General features: G+C 43.8%; 12 protein-coding genes. 1 reads left to right on the top strand and 11 read right to left on the bottom strand.

Features of this window, described 5'->3' with window-relative positions; all coding sequences use genetic code 11:
* Positions 1-322 precede the first annotated feature (322 nt).
* The gene (locus tag V6984_RS21455; RefSeq protein ID WP_342757631.1) at positions 323-1,279 is read left to right on the top strand and encodes an AraC family transcriptional regulator; all 957 of its coding nucleotides are present in this window, start codon (positions 323-325) and stop codon (positions 1,277-1,279) included.
* Between the two features lie 5 nt (positions 1,280-1,284).
* Here V6984_RS21455 and V6984_RS21460 read toward each other — a convergent pair whose 3' ends face one another.
* From V6984_RS21460 to V6984_RS21510, 11 genes are all read right to left on the bottom strand, one after another.
* Positions 1,285-2,769 carry an energy-coupling factor ABC transporter ATP-binding protein gene (locus V6984_RS21460; RefSeq protein WP_342757632.1) on the bottom strand — a complete coding sequence of 495 codons (1,485 nt, stop codon included), beginning with the start codon at positions 2,767-2,769 and terminating at the stop codon, positions 1,285-1,287.
* A gap of 14 nt (positions 2,770-2,783) precedes the next feature.
* On the bottom strand, positions 2,784-3,479 hold the full coding sequence (locus tag V6984_RS21465) for an energy-coupling factor transporter transmembrane component T (protein WP_342757633.1): 696 nt from the start codon (positions 3,477-3,479) through the stop codon (positions 2,784-2,786).
* A 17-nt stretch (positions 3,480-3,496) separates the two neighbouring features.
* Positions 3,497-4,081, bottom strand: a complete 585-nt coding sequence (locus V6984_RS21470; protein WP_342757634.1) for an MptD family putative ECF transporter S component — start codon at positions 4,079-4,081, stop codon at positions 3,497-3,499.
* Positions 4,082-4,113: 32 nt separating this feature from the next.
* Entirely contained in the window at positions 4,114-5,853 is a 1,740-nt protein-coding gene (locus V6984_RS21475; RefSeq protein ID WP_342757635.1) for an ABC transporter ATP-binding protein, read from the bottom strand.
* Positions 5,846-7,624, bottom strand: coding sequence for an ABC transporter ATP-binding protein (locus V6984_RS21480; protein ID WP_342757636.1), 1,779 nt, complete (start codon positions 7,622-7,624; stop codon positions 5,846-5,848). Before V6984_RS21480 ends, V6984_RS21475 begins: the two co-directional genes overlap by 8 nt.
* Before the next feature lie 112 nt (positions 7,625-7,736).
* Positions 7,737-8,366: a TetR/AcrR family transcriptional regulator gene (locus V6984_RS21485; RefSeq protein WP_342757637.1), complete on the bottom strand. Its 630-nt coding sequence runs from the start codon at positions 8,364-8,366 to the stop codon at positions 7,737-7,739.
* A 123-nt stretch (positions 8,367-8,489) separates the two neighbouring features.
* On the bottom strand, positions 8,490-9,425 hold the full coding sequence (locus V6984_RS21490) for an IS481 family transposase (protein ID WP_342756820.1): 936 nt from the start codon (positions 9,423-9,425) through the stop codon (positions 8,490-8,492).
* Between the two features lie 144 nt (positions 9,426-9,569).
* On the bottom strand, positions 9,570-13,037 hold the full coding sequence (locus tag V6984_RS21495; protein ID WP_342757638.1) for a glycoside hydrolase family 2 TIM barrel-domain containing protein: 3,468 nt from the start codon (positions 13,035-13,037) through the stop codon (positions 9,570-9,572).
* A 42-nt stretch (positions 13,038-13,079) separates the two neighbouring features.
* Entirely contained in the window at positions 13,080-14,981 is a 1,902-nt protein-coding gene (locus tag V6984_RS21500; protein ID WP_342757639.1) for a sialate O-acetylesterase, read from the bottom strand.
* Positions 14,982-15,102: 121 nt separating this feature from the next.
* On the bottom strand, positions 15,103-15,921 hold the full coding sequence (locus V6984_RS21505; protein WP_342757640.1) for an HD-GYP domain-containing protein: 819 nt from the start codon (positions 15,919-15,921) through the stop codon (positions 15,103-15,105).
* A 356-nt stretch (positions 15,922-16,277) separates the two neighbouring features.
* Complete coding sequence (locus V6984_RS21510; protein ID WP_342757641.1) at positions 16,278-17,438, bottom strand: site-specific integrase; 1,161 nt, start codon at positions 17,436-17,438, stop codon at positions 16,278-16,280.
* Between the last annotated feature and the right edge of the window lie 295 nt (positions 17,439-17,733).

Here is a 17,733-nt window from a genome sequence, read left to right on the forward strand (position 1 = left end):
ACTTACAACAGTTGTATAATTTGTATACTTACTGTTTGTTTACAAAGGAAGTATATGTCAATCTGACAATCATTTCTCTTTATATTTTGCACTATTATAATCAAATATTGCTATATTTTATTTTTTGATTATTTTAACTTATCGAATTATGCTATATTTTTTGATTATTTATTTATATTTGTATTTAAATATTATAAAAATTCTAGGTTTATTAATATTTTTTTGCATTTTTGAAATTATTACTAAAAATATTATTTAATTTTTTGTGCATATTGTACACTAATAATTTTAGCAATATTTGAATTGACACTTCTCAAATTATGTGATTAAAATAAAATATACGATAAACAAAGATAATACGGCAGTATACACTGCCGTAGGCGGGGGAGAATGGCTTATGATAGAAATATTAAATGGAATTCATGAAACCGTAGCATATGATGCCGTGAATGGATTAAAGCTATACCATAACGTACAGGTAGAGGATTACCCCCTGCACTGGCATACAGCTTTGGAAATCATAATGCCTGTCAAAAATAAATATACTGTATTGGTGGACGGAAAGACTCATGAAATCGCAGAAGGCGATATATGGATCACTCCTCCCGGAACGCTTCACGCGCTGTTGGCTCCCCCGGACGGAGAGCGCATGATTATGCTTTTCGACTACAGTCTGATCTGCAATTTGAAGGGAATGGATTCTCTTCTTCACATGCTCCATCCCTATACGTTAATTACAGAAGACGAACAACCTGACCTGCGCAGAAGACTCCAGTTTTATCTGGGGGAAATCAGCCGGGAGTACGATACGAAATCTCCTTTTGCGGAGGCTTGTGTTTATTCCTTTATGATACGCTTTTTTGTCACGCTGGGACGTGTCAGTCTGAACGCTAATACCCGGTTCCCAGGCATTACTAACAGCAAACAGCATGAATATGTGGAGAAGTTCATGATGGTCTGCAACTATATTACCGATCATTGCACGGAAAATATAAGCGTGGACGACCTCGCCGATCTGGCAGGGTTTTCCAAGTTTCATTTCGCCAGATTATTTAAGCAGTTTTCCAATATGTCGTGCTATGATTATTTAACGCAAAAGAGAATCGCACATGCAGAAAGACTTCTTATTAAGCCTGATATCTCCATTACCGAGGTTGCAATGCAGTCGGGTTTTAACAGTCTTTCCACCTTCAATCGAATATTTAAAGCGGCAAAGAATTGTACTCCATCAGAGTATAAGAATTTGAATTATAAGGCAAAAAAACAAAAGCGGGGTTAACTATATTAATCACTTGCAGGTATATGACCGAAGAATAATCTGAGTTTTTTGCAGCCTTCAGAATTAAGGGGATAGTTCCCTATTACCTTTCCGTTTTCAAAATGCAATACATGGTTACAGCACTCCATGACAAGCTCCAAATCATGCGTAATTACAAAAACGGTTTTTCCTTGCATTTTCAGGCGTTCTATATTTAATGCGACCTCTTTCATATGATATATGTCAAGGCCGCTTGTAGGCTCATCAAAAATAATAATCTCCCGTTCGCTTCCAACGGCCCCGGCGATCGCTACTCTTTGCTTCTGCCCTCCGGAAAGCGACATAGGGTGTAATTCCTTCAAAGGAAGCAGATCCAGGCTGTCAAGAATATGCCCGGCCGATGCTTCCTGCTCATTTTTCATACTGAGCAGCACCTCATCCAGCACGCTCTCAGTAAAAAGTTGATGATTTACATCCTGCATTACCATATAAGATTTTTTCAGCAACTGTTTTGACCGCAGCGCTTGATTTTCTTCTTCCACCGTTCCGCCGAAATTTTTCTCCAACCCACACAGGCACCGGGCAAAGGTGGATTTCCCTGCTCCGTTTTTTCCTACTATAGCAATAATAGCATTTCGAGGGATCGAAAAATTCTTCATGTTAAGTGCCGCCCTTGTGGATGCGGCATGCTTGTAAGAATAGGAAAAACCTAAAAGAGTCATAGTCTCATTCGATTCAGGCATTGTAGCATACTTTCTTACTATACCTGAAAGGGAAAGCGGGCGCAGTCCCATCTCCGTGAGTTTCTCCGGAGGGAGAGCCCTGAATGCGCGGGCGGTATATTCTCCTGCAATTACTCCATCTTTCATATATATCACACGGTCAATCAATTCCCTCAGATAATACAGCCGGTGTTCGGCAATGATAATCGTTTTTCCTTTTCTTTTCCATATTTCAATGATCCTGCGCAGTTCCTCCACCGCATCCATGTCCATATTGGAAGATGGCTCGTCCAGCACAAATATGGGAGGATCGCATGCAGCAACGGACGCACAGGCGATTTTCTGTTTCTCCCCACCGGAGAGCTTAAAGATACTCCGATTCATTAAACTTTCAATTTTAAACTCTCGCACTGTTTGATCGATCCGCCGGAAAATCTCAGGAACGGGAAGAGCCATGTTTTCACAGCCAAAGGCAATTTCGCTGGTAGTGCTGACACTAAAAAATTGAGAACGAGGATTTTGAAAGACCGAACCCACCAGCCGGGATGTCTCATGCAATGGCAGTTCATGGATTTTTTGTTCGCCGATCAGAACCTCTCCGCTCATCTGTCCTTCATAGTAATGGGGTATCAGTCCATTTATCAGCCGGGTCACCGTTGTTTTTCCACAGCCGGACTCACCACACAACAATACCACTTCGCCTTTTCCGACCGACAGATTGATGTTTCTTATTCCGCGCTCCCATTCACTTCCTGCATAGGAAAAGGATACATTTCTCAAATTGATCACGTACATCCCTCCTTCTACAAAATAAAAAACAGGATTGCAGCCGTCGTCGCCCAGAGGCCAAACACAGCATCCAGTATGCCAAATCCGATTTTATATATGTTGGTGCGCTCTCCTGTGATGCGCAGTCCTCTTGTGACTGCCGCCGCCGACAGTTCGTTGCCGATCCCGACAATCGACATCATCAGGGGAACAAGCCTGTATTCCAGCACCGCCAAAGGACTCCCGCGAAAACCGATACCGCGCATGCGCATGGCGTCATTGATCGCACGGGATTCTTCAGCAATAGTTGGAAAGAAGCGAAATAAAACTGCAAACGGGATAATAATTTTTCTGGAAACATGCATCCGTTCCATTGCCGCAATAAATGCGCTGACTTCCATTGTCCTGACCAAATAGTAGGCCATGATGACAATTGGAACGAACCTGCTTAGCATCTGTGTAGTAAAGCGCATCAGAAGGCCCCACGCTCCGGCAGCATATGCGGTAAGATAGATTTCGGCCAGTTGACCTGCCACATATAAGACAGCGTAGATAAAGCCCTGCCTCCACATCCCGGTGCTGCACAGCAGAGCAAGGGGTACTGCCGCCAGTGCCCCTTTTGCGATCAGTTGGCAGCCGCTGGGATTGGTAGAGAATATGACGATATTTATGAGTAGTAAAAGATATATCTTAGTCCGCGGGTCAAGCTGTATATCTTTTGCCGCTTTCATTAACTCAGGCTGCGGCATCATACGATTCCTGCCCTTATAAAATGTTTTTTTAGTACAGTTTTACCTAAATATGCTCCAATGACGGCTGCGACTGCCGTCAGAACGATAAGCAGCACCAGCATCCAGCCGGTGATCAGAGACTCCAGCGATCCGGCAAAAGCGACGCCCTGCATATCACGCACCATTTCAAAATAACTGTCTTTCATAATCCACATAGGAAGCATCGAGCCGATTATCCATTCGCTGAACACACAAAAGCACACAACCATATGCTTCCAGCTCTTATACTCTCCGGCCTTGCATATCAGGTCTGCAAGCAGGCCGCAGAGAAGGCCTGTGGCAATTGAATACCAACCCTGCCCAAAAGCAAAATTCAAAATTCCCAAAAGCACGCCCATAATGGTAATCATGCCAAAGGTCTTGGTCCTTGTCAAAAAGAGAACAAAGGGAATCCCGCAAAGAAGAGCAACCATAAGCGGAAACAGTACTGAAAAGATGGGAATATACCCCAAAAAGCCAGCAACAATCAATAAGATATAATAAATTGCGGTGAAGATTCCTACGTTGATCAAATCCTTTACATCCAGTTTTTTCTTTGTCATTCCGATATCCTCCATAAAATGATAAATTAGCGTTACTTGCCGGCAATTTTCCAGCCCACGGCTTTTTCACGAACATGAATAAAGTCCGCATAGAGTCCTTTTTGTGAGAACAGCTCATCATGTGTGCCTGTCTGCACGATTTTCCCCGCATCCAGCACGATGATCTGATCGGCGTTTCGTACCGTTTTGAGACGGTGCGCAATCATAATAACCGTCTTGTCTCTTGTCAGTGACCTGATTGCCTTTTGCAGATCATTTTCGTTTTCCGGATCTACGTTTGCAGTCGCCTCATCCAATATAATGATGGGTGCATCCTTCAAAAGCGCACGGGCGATGGAGATGCGCTGCTTTTCTCCGCCGGAGAGCGTCGCGCCGCCCTCGCCGATGACCGTGTCATAGCCGTCCGGCAACCGGCTTATAAAATCATGACAGCAGGCCTTTTGGGCAGCTTCTCTGATTTCTTCCTTGGTCGCTTCCGGCTTTCCGAGCCGGATATTATTGGCAATGGTATCATTGAACAGGTATACCTGCTGAAAAACCATGCTGATATTTTGTAAGAGACTGTCCAGCTTGTATTCCCGAATATCTATACCGCCCAAAATAATGCTGCCTTCACCCACATCCCAAAAACGGGCGATTAAGTTGCACAGTGTAGTCTTTCCGCTGCCCGAAGGCCCGACGATCGCTGTGGTCGTTTTCGCAGGTATCGCAAAGCTGACATGGTCGATAATAGTTTTTTCACCATAAGAAAAAGATACCTCCTTGAAGACAATATCCATATTACCTGGTTTTTGTTGTATCCCCTCGAGATCCATAACAGGGATTTTCTGTATTTCATTCACCCGGTCAATGGAAGCGTCAATCAGACGCAGGAAGGCTGACATGCTGCCGCCGCTCTCCAGCTCGCTAAATACAATAAAACCGGAAAGAAGCATGAGCAGACAGATGGTAAGATCCATAGCCCCGTAAAGGTACAGTACTACCGACAGAGTAATCATAATTGTGCTGATAACGCGCAGGACAAGCTGCTGCATGGCCATAAAAGGTATGGTCCTTTTTTCAAGGCCAATGTTTCTTCGCTCGCTATCGGCAATTGCCCGGTGGATTTTTTGTCCGGCTGCCGCCTCCATTCCGAAGGATTTTACAACACTCATTCCCTGTATGTATTCCAGCACCGCATCCACCAGCTCGGCTTGGGCCTCCTGCCTGATCTGTGATGCTTTGCGTGCGCGCTTGTGAAGCAAAATATTAATAAGCAGAAACAATACCAACCCTGCCATAGCGATCAGCCCAATCTTCCACTCGAAGATAATCAGCGCAAGGGTTATGACAAAACCGTGGATAAGGCCGTTAAGATAGCTGACGATGATACGCGGCGCGGTATTTTCAATGTCCTCCATGGTAGAAGTCGCAGCAGCAGTGATGTTGCCCAGACTATGGCTGTTAAAATGCCCCATAGGCATCAGCTTCAGCCGGTCACCAATCTGTATACGCTTATCTCCGCTCATAATATAACATCCGAAGGACTGGCTGTTTTGAGCCATATGCCGCATAACAATGGTGCCTATGATACTTACCAGCATGATTCCCAGTGCGGACAGTGCCGTTGTATGGGTCACGGAGTCCGTGGCAATCCCGCGCAGCACGATAGCGATGGCAAGAAGCTGAGTGGATGCAAAAACGGACTTGAACAAGGTAAAGATAATACTTTTCACCCATTTTGGCTTCTGGCTGTCCGCAAACCGGAAGAACTTTTTGAATATATCAAGCAAGGATATCCCTCCCCTCAATATCTGCTGCGTAAGCATCCCGCACTTCCATGTGTGCGGCAAACATACGGCGGTACAGTTTACAATCCTCCAAAAGCACCTCATGCATTCCTTCTGCCAGAACCCTGCCATTTTCAATGACCACGATTTTATCCGAATCGGTAATGGTGGACAAGCGGTGCGCAATAACGATCAGCGTTTTACCGTGGATGAGCTTGGATACCGCCGCTTGAATCACCGCCTCGTTTTCCGGATCGGTATAGGCTGTTGCTTCGTCGAAGATAATAATGTCTGCATCCTTAAGCATGGCCCGGGCAATAGCAATACGCTGCCTTTCTCCACCGGAAAGGTGCCCTCCGGCTCCACCGGCGGCGGTCTCGTAACCGTGTTCCAGCTTCATAATAAAGTCATGACAGCCGGAAGCCTTCGCAGCCGCTTCGACCTCTTCGTCCGTGGCGCTTGGTTTTCCCATTCGGATATTGTTGCGGATGGTGTCGTTAAACAGATAGTTGTCCTGCGATACATAGGCAATCTCGTCCATAATCTGTTTAAGCGGTATATCACGGACATCTGCACCGCCCAGCATAATGCGCCCTGCGCTAACATCCCAGAAGGAGGCTATGAGCTTTGCAATGGTGGACTTTCCTCCTCCGGAGGGTCCGACGAAGGCTGTAATCGAACCCTCCTTGATTTCCAAATTTACATCGGAGAGTACCTCCTCCTGCCCATAAGAAAAGCAAACATGTTCAAGCACAATATCCCGGTTTACCAGCTTTTTGTTTTCCTTAGGACGGTTTATTTCCGGCAAATCCAGCACTTGTCCCACTTCTCTCACAACAGCACCGATTTTCGCGATATCATCCGTATACATCATGGCGGATAAAATTGGAGCAGAAATGCCAAGGGACAGGATGGCAATCGTAATAAACTCTCCGCCCCCCAGCGAACCATCCATGTAAAAAAGACATCCGACGGGCAATACGCCCACCAGCACAGCCGGCCAGACCCCCTGCGAAATGTCTGAATACACCTGTGTAGAGCGAATCCAGTCCAAAACTACGTTTACATTTGCCTTTACCGAATCGGTGAACTTCGCATAAGACTTTGCGGATTGATTGAAGGCTTTGATAACCTCAATACCGTTTATGTATTCCACCATGGTTGCGCTCATATGCTTACCTGCCTTCATAACACCGGCGTATTTTTCAGGATAATCCCGCATCATCATCATGTAGAAAATAAACCCCAGCGGAAGTGTGATAAGCGAAACTAACGCCATGCGCCAGTCCAGAATAAACATATACACGATAATGCAAAGCGGGATCAAAAGATTAGATGTCATTTCAGGCAGTACATGAGCCAGCGGAGTCTCCAGACTGTCCGCCTTTTCCACAATGACGTTCTTAAATCCCCCGGATGGTGTCTCGAGTACATATCCCATAGGAACATGGGCCAGCTTCCGGGCCAGCTCAGTGCGCACCTCGGCGATAACTGAAAATGTGGCCTCATGGGACAGCGCTGTGGACCAGTTCATGCAAATAGTTTTGAGGATAAGCCCGCCCCCCGAAATACCGCACCACATCAAATAAAACCTCACATCGCTCTTTGTACCGGCCAGCAGGCAAATAATAATCCGGGATACGCCCACATAGGGAATCATTCCACCAATAACACCGACAACTGCAAGAAGCACCGAGGCAGCATATTTCCCCCTATGGTACGATGCAAAACCCATCAGCCTTCTGAACGGACTTTGCTCTTTTTCTCTTTCCAAATACGTCCACCTCCCTGATTTTTTTGCGAACAATTTTGGTTAGTGTTAACTAACCCATAAAATGAAAAATTCGGGGACGAATCCCCGGCATTTCATTTTATTAGTTCCATTATTAAACCATGCCCTCCATACCGAAGGCCTTTATCCAACCAGGATACAAAAATTCCATCAGCGTTTTGGCCTGTTTAATGGCCTTTTCCCGCGGATAATCATGAATGACCACTTCAAATACAGAAGCAACATAGCCGCTTACGAGCATGTGAAGCTCATCCTGCGAAATATCCTTTACCGTAAAACCTCTGCTTCGCAGCTCGTCCATCAGTCTGGTCATTTCCTTGACTTCCATTTCGGAGATATCATGCATAAAGTTCTGGTACTTTGTACCATCCGAACAAGTTAGCAGGAGTTTGAATTCCTCAAAATGGTCATAAATAAAGTCTATATATTGCAAGCCCTCCTCTTCGGAGACTTCCCAGAACTTTTTGATTTCTTTCGTATCCAGAAGCTCATAGCTGCGCTGCATGGATTCTTCATAGTTGCGAAGATATGTATTAACGAGAGGAGCCACCAGTGCATCGAACATAGCTTCCTTGCTTTCAAAATGACGGTATAATCCTGCCGCGGACATATTCGCATCAGCGGCAATCTTGCGCAGAGAAGCCCGTTCGAAACCCTTATCTAAAAATTCCCTTTTCGCGCACGGAATTATTTTTTCCAGTGTTCCGCTCTTATCCTTTGGCATTTCATCACTCCCACTTAGCGAACATAGTTAGCTAACGCCATCTATGATAGCATATGGATCTATGTTTGTCAATAGAACTGAGAATATCCCTGCTGAGAATATTGTAGGTTTGTCAAACATATGTTACAGTGACCGTAAATAATTCTTTAATATCTCTGCGGGAGATTTCCATCCAAGGGGCCTCATGGGAAAGCGGTTATAATCCCTTGTGTTATAGATCTTTAACTGTCTGCCAAAGTCCTCCAATGAGTAGAATCGATGGGTGGCATAAAAGCGTTCATTGTCTTTTCTGTGGCTGCGCTCTACCTTCCCATTATGTCTTGGAGTGAAGGGACGGATCAACTTATGACGGATGCCATGCTGCTGTAGCCTTACCTGAAAAAGAGTCGGTTTATCGCAACCACCATAAGAAGCAAACCGCTTGGTGAATTCCTGCCCATTATCGGTCTGCACACACTCGATGGGTAAGGGAAATGCTTTGATCAGGTGCTCCAAAAACTGTGAGGAAGAATAAGAACTGTGTTCTTCAAAGGCTTCCACGAAACGCCATCGGGAGAATTCATCGATGGCTGTGTATTGATAAAAACGCTTCCCTTTGGCATCACCTGTCAGGCAGACAGAAGGGACAAATTTGACGTCGATCTGGATGCGCTGTCCGGGATAGCTCATGGCTTCGTAAGGCTTAGGGATGTACTTGGGATTTGGAGGTCTTCGTGCCAGAATGCCCTGTTTTCTCAGGAAGCGATAGAGTCCGGGGATGGAGCGGGAGTATCCCCGCTGCATGAGCTTGACCCAAAGGACGACCAGTCCGGCATCTGGATTGCGTCTGCGCATATCCGAAATGAGCTTCCTTTCGGCATCGGTATGCTGGTTGGGGTGATGGTGAGGTTTTCTGGAACGGTCCCTAAGGGATTCGATAGAACCATCAAAACGACGTTTCCAACGATAAATATACTGTCTGTTGGTCTTATATCTGACAGCGGCCTTGGAGACACCATACTTATCCGCGTAATGAATGAGAGATAGACGATACCTCATATCCTGTGTTATACTAGCCATGCGAGAATACGCTCCTTTGTGTAGGTTTTTGTTGTGGTGACTTAAATATAACACAAAAAGGTATTCTCGCTTTTTATTATTTAGTTTTGTAACATATGTATTGTAATCCTACAACTGAGAATATCCCTGCTGAGAATATTTATCTTATTCAAACTGAAACCATTGAAAATCAAAATTACTTCCGGGCATGAATACAAAGGTTACCTTTTGTCTTCCCGTTATCCTTTCCAGCGCAAAGGTCTGCACCTGGTATTCTCCGGTTTGTGTGAATTCTACAATCTGTTTACTTTCCTCCGCCCCATTGAAAAATCTTATATGAATGGTGTTGTTTCCGGCAGGCGCCCGCCCGCAGATCGTCAGGGCTGAAGTTCCTTCTCCTTTAAAGTCCATTTCTTTGAATTCCAGAGAAACATTGTTACCTATTTTTTCTACTGTGTCCGCCGTTTTTACAAAGCTGTCGCCATAAATAGCGTCCGCTTCCAAAGCTTTTATCTGCGCTCTCGCCTTGTCCGTTCCAGTGAAAGAAAAGCCTTTGATATGAATCTTCTGCCGGACGAGGAAGCTCAGGGTACTGACTCCTTTTATTCTCCTTTTCAGCTTCCAGATTTCGGGCTGATATACATTCCATATGGAAGGCTTTTGATAGACCTCTTCCGCCAAAAGCTCACTCCCCTCCTCTCCCGGAACGCCCTCCCAGATTTGGATAGGATATTCCTCCGAACTCAGGGCAAAAATAGGAACCGTAATTTCATCGGAACCAAAATCTCCGAAGTCAATATCTTCATAGGAAATAACGGTTTCTCCATCCCTTGCTGTGGCTATTCCTCTTTCATTACCATTTCCCGCTTCTCCCTTAACAGAGGTATAAAGGCTGCCGGATATAAACTCGTAAGGATTCAGGAAGGCTTCTCCCATCCCCTTAATATTAAACTCCAATTGGGAAATAAGTCTCACCTTTTCCGTTCCGCTCTTCGACATACACCGCAGGCGGAAGGAACCGTCACCTCTCGCCGCTATATGCACCCGGTTCCCTTCCTGCTTAAGCACTGCAAGATTAGTAGTCACTCCTGAATCGTTTACCGCACGGAAGAAAAGTTCTTTATCTGTGGCATCAGCAGGACAGATGGCAGCCTCCACCCACATTTCTTTTTTATCAGGGGAAAATACATTCCCCTCAGGAGCAGTCAGAACTATTTTTCTAACCGGTATCTCTTCTTCGCTTCCAAGAACAATAGGATGCTCTTCATTCTCTTCTAAAAAAACGTGAGCTGACGAATACGAAGTCACCCGAGCTGACGAAGCTGATGTTGTTATTTCCTCTGTTGCTTCACAGATTAGTTCCGCCGGGAGCAAACCTTTACCGGAGACCTGCACCTTAATAGCGCCTGACTCCATTTTCGCTCCGACTACCGCCAGAAGCTTACCCTGGAACAGCCGCCTGGATATTCCCTTATAGCTGTCATAATCGGTACTGTCTCCGTTATCCAGCCCGATCAGCCGTCCGGCGCCTTCTACGCTTACCTTTACTCTGTCCGCCGCATTTTCTACGGGATTGCCCTTCTTATCCAGCGTACCGATTTCTATGAATAACAAATCTGTGCTGTTTGCCCGAATCCTTGTATTTTCAGCCTTCAATGTCAGACTATGGGAATTGCCGAAGGATTTTCTGACCTTTACCGCAATAGATTGCCCGTTTTCATCGTAGGCTACCGCCCGAAGTTCTCCTTCTTCATAGAGCACCTGATAATCCGCAATGATATGGTTCCCGCTTCCCGGATCATGAGTAAGCTTTTGCCTTCCGAGACTTTTTTCATTCAGGAACAACTCAACCTCAGGCCCGTTGGAGCAGACTCTTACGTCTATCTGCTGACCGACGTTAAAATCCCAATAAGGAAATATGTGTACCATAGGCGCTTTTTTATGGTCCGTCCACGCAGACTGCCATACGTAATAAGCATCCTTGGGGAAACCCGCCGTATCCACCTGACCGAAGTAGGAGTTCTTCGTATGATAAGGGGTGGGTTCTCCAATATAATCGAATCCCGTCCATAGAAACTGTCCCATGGAAAAATCCATATCTCTGTCCAGACATACGCAGTCTTCCATAGATTTGGCACCCCAGCTTGTAGCGCTGTTTCCAAGCGCCGAGCACTGCTCGTCATCCTCCGCAAGAATGCCTGCCTTTAAGGGAAAATGATACACTCCTCTGCTTTGCACGATAGAAGAGGTCTCACTGCCATAAATCACCCAGTCAGGATGTTCTTCATGATGCTTCCGATAATATTTTTCAGAATAATTGTATCCGGCCAGCTTTACAATATCCGCACACTTTCTGGCATTTTCCCACGGCATGTAGTTGGAACCGATGGTGATACCGGCGTTGTGACCAGGGTCGTGGGTATTTACCATTTTCTGTAATTTTCTCGTTATTTCCTGTCCGCGTTTATCAGCATGTGTATCATAAATTTCATTTCCGATGCTCCACATAATGACACTTGGATGGTTTCTGTCCCGCTTTACCCAGCTTTGTACGTCTTTCTCGGCCCATTCCGTGAAAAATCTGGCGTAATCATAAGTGGTCTTGGAACGTTCCCACATATCGAAGGCTTCGGAAATCACCAGTATACCCATTTCATCCGCAAGGTCCATGAAGCCGGGTGCCATCATATTATGAGTGCCCCGCACCGCATTGACTCCCATTTCCTTTAATATTCTGAACTTTCTTTCCATGGCACTCTTATTAAAAGCGGCTCCCAGACAGCCTAAGTCATGATGCTCACAGACTCCATTCAGCTTGACTTTTCTACCGTTTAAGAAAAATCCTTTGTCAGGATGGAATTCCGGATAACGGAAACCGAAGCGGATATCCGCCTCCTCCGCGATGATTCCGTCTACCGACAGACTGGTATGAAGCACATAGAGGCAGGGAGACTCTATAGCCCACAGCCTGGGACGTTTTACCAAAAACTCCTGCAAGGCATCACCGCCTTCTATGGTATGGAGTGAATTGATAGGAATTTCTGTGCCTTCGAAAAAAAGCTTATGCACAATGTCTACTTTCCTGTCTTGTATTATGCCGCCCACGGCGGTATCCACGGACAGCTTAAAGTCCTCTTCCTCCCTATGGGGGCCGGTCCCCACTCTTTTGACATTGATGTAAATCCCATCCTCCTCCAGATAAGTTTCTCCCGTCACCTTGAACCACACATCCCGATAGATGCCCGCTCCCGAATACCATCTGCTGTTAGGGCTTAGAAATCTTGCCTGCACAGCAATCTGATTTTCTCCGGATCGAATATGATCCGTGATATCCAGTGTAAAAGCGGAATAGCCGTACTTCCACTCCCCTGCTTTTTCTCCGTTTACATAGACAGTACTGTCCATATAAACGCCGTCAAAGATAAGGAATGCTCTTTTTCCCTCCTTTTCCCACACGAGAGTCTTTACATACCATCCTGAACTGTCCTCATATAAGCGGCCTGAATCATAAATCAGCCAGTCATGGGGAAGGGAAACGGGCCGAAACTCCTTAAGCTTTCCCATAGCTTTTCTATAATCTGCATCTGCTTCCAGCTTTAAAAACTGCCATCCGTCATTAAATAACTTCCTCATATCCCGAAACCTCCGCCGCCTTCCATATCGTCTATATATCGCTTATATTTTCACTGTAAAGGGGCTCATCGGCAATGCTGATGAATTATAAATTAATGCACCCTTGTTAGTGTTGGCAAAACAGTATCTCACTGCTGCCGGTTTCTCCACTTCTTCCGGATAAGTCAATATGATGCAGTTTTCGTTTATTTGTGCCCTGGCGCGGACAAATATACCATCGCCTCCTGCTACCTCAAAGTCTTCAATCGAATCCCCTTTATCATAGGAAGCAGCGTGCATTCCATCCGCATGAGAACACACTAAATGTATTGTATTGCCCTTTACCGTTATTTTGTCTACGCTGGGGCCGCCGCATTCCTCTTTGCTCCCGTACAGCTTCGCTCCTGCAAGGAGGGCAAGGCGTCTTCCCACCTCCTTCTTATTCAGAGGATGCAGGTCATTGTCTTCCCCTAAGTCGATGGACGTTACCATTCCGGTACCGGGCAAGCTTTGTGCCAGTCGCTGTTGCTCACGAAGTTCAGGCCATCCGCTGTCTTTCTCCGTCAAGTCGATGGAAAAGTTAGGAAGCTGTACATAGAAAAAAGGAAGGTTTTGATTTTCCCACTTTTTCCGGCAGCCCTCAATCAGCCGATTCATCAGGTCGCGATAGTTATCCGGTTCATGGGTATTGGATTCCCCCTGATACCAGATGAAGCCGCCGATGGTATAGGAATGGCAAGGAGCCATCATGCCGTGATATAGCCCGGTAGGCTTCCAATTTACGAAGTCGGTTTCCTCTATTTTCCCGCAGGATGCTCCGATTCTGTATTTCCAGCTTCCCGTAAGGTCGATTTCATTTCCGTCGTCTCCCCATATAGCATATTTCTTGCCGGGAGTGAAACGGCCTTCTCCATTTTCGCATTTCAGCCGGATTGTAATTGTATTCTCTCCCTCTTTTAAAAGCCCTTCGGGGATCTGATATTTTCTGGGGGGATACTGGTAATCGGTATGGCCCGCCCATATTCCGTTAATATAAACGGTATCGCTGTCCACCATAGTTCCCAACCAAAGTACGGCTGCTTTTCCCGCCGGTTTCGATGGTACCATAAAAGTACGTTTAAACCAAACGCTGCCGATAAAACCTTTTAACGCCGTATTCTTGAAAAAGAAAGGAATTTCAATAGGCTTCCATGATTTTTCTATATCTTCTTTGCCTTTTAATTCAGCAAAATCTTTTTCCCAATGCTCTTTTAAGCCCTCATCTGCGGCATCTAAAGCACTATGCCACCGTTCCATTTGCTCCTGATTTTGGGTCAGCTGATGCTGTATGAAGGCATCCTCACCGTAGCGGTCTGCCGTGTCCAGATATTCTTTATAGCCGGACAGCATATCTCTTCCCATCCACGATTCTATTCTTGATCCGCCCAGACTTGCATTGATAAGACCTATCGGTATCCCGGTGAGACGATACATTTCCTCGGCAAAGAAATATGCGGTCGCTGAGAATTGCAGGATGTTGTCCGGGCCTGCTTGTTTCCATTCTCCTGAACGCAACTCTCTTTGCGGACCATGGAAATCCGCGTGCTCGGTTATTTTGAAAGTTCTTATTTTTGAGTTTTCACAATTCTTAATTTCTTCAGGGTACTTATCTTTTACACGCTCCATAGGGAGCTCCATGTTGGATTGTCCTGAGCACATCCATACGTCTCCAACAAGAATGTCTGAGATTACGGCCATATTTCCGCTGTTGTCGTTTATGTACATGACGAACGGGCCTCCGGGTTCCAAGTTATAAAGTCTGGTTTCCCATATCCCGTTATCATCTGCCGTAACTGTGTTTTCGATTCCCAAAAAGGAAATCATGACCTTCCTTCCCGGCAGGTCATAACCCCATAGATGTACCTCTGTTTTTTGCTGGAGTATCATACCGTCACTGAAAAGTTTCGGGAGTTTAAAATCATTCATTTTATATCGTGCCCTTTCCGTGCTGTATCACTTGATCAACCTGTTATCTTATCTACAGTATAAGGGCTTTTTATTTTTTTCTCTTTTCATTTCGAGTTAAACGATATGCAATTATTGCTCTTTATTTGTTTATTTTTTCACCTATACATTCACACAGGAGACGAACATATCCCGGATTAAATTGGGATTGTTCTTCCAATAATGTTTGGATGCCGTTTCTTAGATCTTTTGTTTCTTGATTTGAGCTATAAGATGTAATATTATCAACAGCATCCGCTATCATAACTATTTTGGCAAATTCAGAAATTTCTTTTTCTTTTATTTGATTAGGATATCCGCTCCCATCCATACGTTCGTGATGCTGTAATACGATATCCGCACACTCCTTTGATAAGTTTATTTTAGTTATCATATCATAACCCAACTCACAATGCTGCTTTACAATGGATTTTTCCTGGTCGCTTAATTTGTCGAAATCCTGTAGTAATCGCTTTGGAATTAGTAATTTTCCTATATTATGTAATAATGCACCAAGGCAAATTTGATTTTGTTCTCTCTCATTATTTGTTAACTTAATTAACATCATTGTTGAAATTAACGCAACATCAATAGAATGGGTATACAACCATTCATCATAATTGCTTAATGTACATATAAGAAACCACCAGGGCTCAGATTTTGAATAAAAAATTTTACTATTTAGTATGACAGTCGCCTTTTCTATCAGTGCGCTGTCAATATAGGGATATGTTTTTGTGATTTTTTCCGAACATTCTGTTATTGAGATACGTTTATTCAAGTCAGAGATCTCTTCGTTTTCTGAACCTAAACTTAAACTTTGTAATTTCTGTTCTATATTTCTTGTTATTTTCTGGCCTTTGGCAACCAATAGTACCCCTTTTGAGTTGTAAATATTCTCTTTTGCAATAATATCTTTCATATTGAATCACTCCTTTCCAAATTATCCAACCACAAGCTCCCAATAAAAATCCAATATAGGTAAATGAGTAATTATTACACTGAAGCTTCAAGTATATTTCAAATATAAAAAGCAGCGCCCGCCAAAGGACTAGAAAATTCCAAAAGTCTGCAACACTTGTTCTGCCGATCAGCCGCCAATACCGCTTGCTTTCTTAAGGAATTTAATATAATTATCATAATTGTTAGCACACTATTTAGACTTCTGAATAAAACAGTCTTTTGTTAGAAATAATATAATCGTCTATTTTTTTATTCGCGTTTCACAGTATAATCAATACTGCGAGATAAATGTATATATCGCTATATTTACACTATCTATTGTTTATCTTTGACGGCATCATTGACAGCATAAGAAATATTATGCTCACTCAAAACATGTATACTATTTAGTTTATTTATAGCGACTTTTTTATGCTCCATAAGAGAGTGGGTATAAATGTTCAGAGTAATTGAAACGCTGGAGTGCCCCAATAGTTCGCTGAGAGTTTTAATGTCTACTCCCAGCTCCAATGCCCGAGTTGCAAACGTATGACGGATCGCATGAAATTTACGTTCCGGCAAGCCTGCATCAGCCAGCTGCTTCTTGTATAAACTTTGAAAAGAACGCGGCTCCATAGGCTCATATTGTCCAGAAATAATATAACAACCTTTATCCATGTGGTTCACATCGAATTCATCTGTCATTTTCAATAAAAAATCCGGCATAGGAAGGACACGCATTGATTTTTTGCTCTTTGGTGTACGAACCGTCAGCGCTGTTTTTGGTTTTTCAGGATCAAAACACCTTATTCTTGAAACAGTCCGCAAAATTGATATAGTTCCGGCTTCGATGTCAATATCGCTCCATTTCAGTGCACAAAGCTCACCAAGTCGTATTCCTGTGTAGAAGCACAGTAAAATACCGAGAGCACGCTTGTCCTGCGAATGAAGGATTGTTGTCTCCAGCTCTTGCTGCTCCTTAATAGAAAAGATTTTGATTTCTTTATCTTCTATTTTTGGAATCTTAATATAAGCTAACAAAGATAACTGCTCCGGCTTCATTGCCAGCACTTCTTTTAACGCTCTTTTAAATATGATAAGATTTTTTTTCTTGGAAGAATCCGAAATATCTGCACTCCATATATATTTTATAAAATTGCAAACAGATTCTTCCGTGATATATCTGTTTTCAGTTTTCTGAAAAAATGGAATAACATAATTTTGAACACAAAAAAAATAACTCTCATAAGTGGAGGGTTTTACCTGAAAACAAATTTCACCTTTTATCCATTGCTCAAACAATTCCGAAGCATTCTCCGGCCGGCTGACAGATTGCACCTTGCATGGAATTTTCAAGACTAGAAAATCCTTCATTTTCATTCGAACCGCCTTGTAAGTTTTTGCATAAAAATACTTAAATGTTCCATCTGAACGACGTATCCTCCCTTCCCATCGCCCATCTTTTCTTTTGTAGATATTCTCGCCTTTTCGCGCCATTATACTACTCCTTTCTGTAATGTCAAATTCGTGTGCTATGACGATTTTTCTGACGGTTTATTTATAGAAATCGTTTGAAAAGCGCCAGACATATTATATAACATGAGCCATTTAAAAACTAATCCCCTTATTTTTTTGCGAAATCCTCTGATATAAACAGATAATTGACAAAAAATACCCTATTCATGTATAATAATATGTAGTAAAAATAGAATTCTGGTATCGCAGTATTGATTATACTGTGAAAAAAATGCCTCTTTACTTTCTTGTAAAGAGGCATTTTTATGAGTTTATA

The sequence above is a fragment of the Kineothrix sp. IPX-CK genome, assembly GCF_039134705.1.
Lineage (GTDB): Bacteria > Bacillota > Clostridia > Lachnospirales > Lachnospiraceae > Kineothrix > Kineothrix sedimenti.

Excerpts from the sequence above, each read along its gene's own strand:
- V6984_RS21465 (WP_342757633.1), bottom strand. The coding sequence starts at position 3,479 with ATGAAAGCGGCAAAAGATATACAGCTTGACCCGCGGACTAAGATATAT.
- V6984_RS21470 (WP_342757634.1), bottom strand. The coding sequence starts at position 4,081 with ATGACAAAGAAAAAACTGGATGTAAAGGATTTGATCAACGTAGGAATC.
- V6984_RS21485 (WP_342757637.1), bottom strand. The coding sequence starts at position 8,366 with ATGCCAAAGGATAAGAGCGGAACACTGGAAAAAATAATTCCGTGCGCG.
- V6984_RS21490 (WP_342756820.1), bottom strand. The coding sequence starts at position 9,425 with ATGGCTAGTATAACACAGGATATGAGGTATCGTCTATCTCTCATTCAT.
- V6984_RS21495 (WP_342757638.1), bottom strand. The coding sequence starts at position 13,037 with ATGAGGAAGTTATTTAATGACGGATGGCAGTTTTTAAAGCTGGAAGCA.
- V6984_RS21500 (WP_342757639.1), bottom strand. The coding sequence starts at position 14,981 with ATGAATGATTTTAAACTCCCGAAACTTTTCAGTGACGGTATGATACTC.
- V6984_RS21505 (WP_342757640.1), bottom strand. The coding sequence starts at position 15,921 with ATGAAAGATATTATTGCAAAAGAGAATATTTACAACTCAAAAGGGGTA.
- V6984_RS21510 (WP_342757641.1), bottom strand. The coding sequence starts at position 17,438 with ATGGCGCGAAAAGGCGAGAATATCTACAAAAGAAAAGATGGGCGATGG.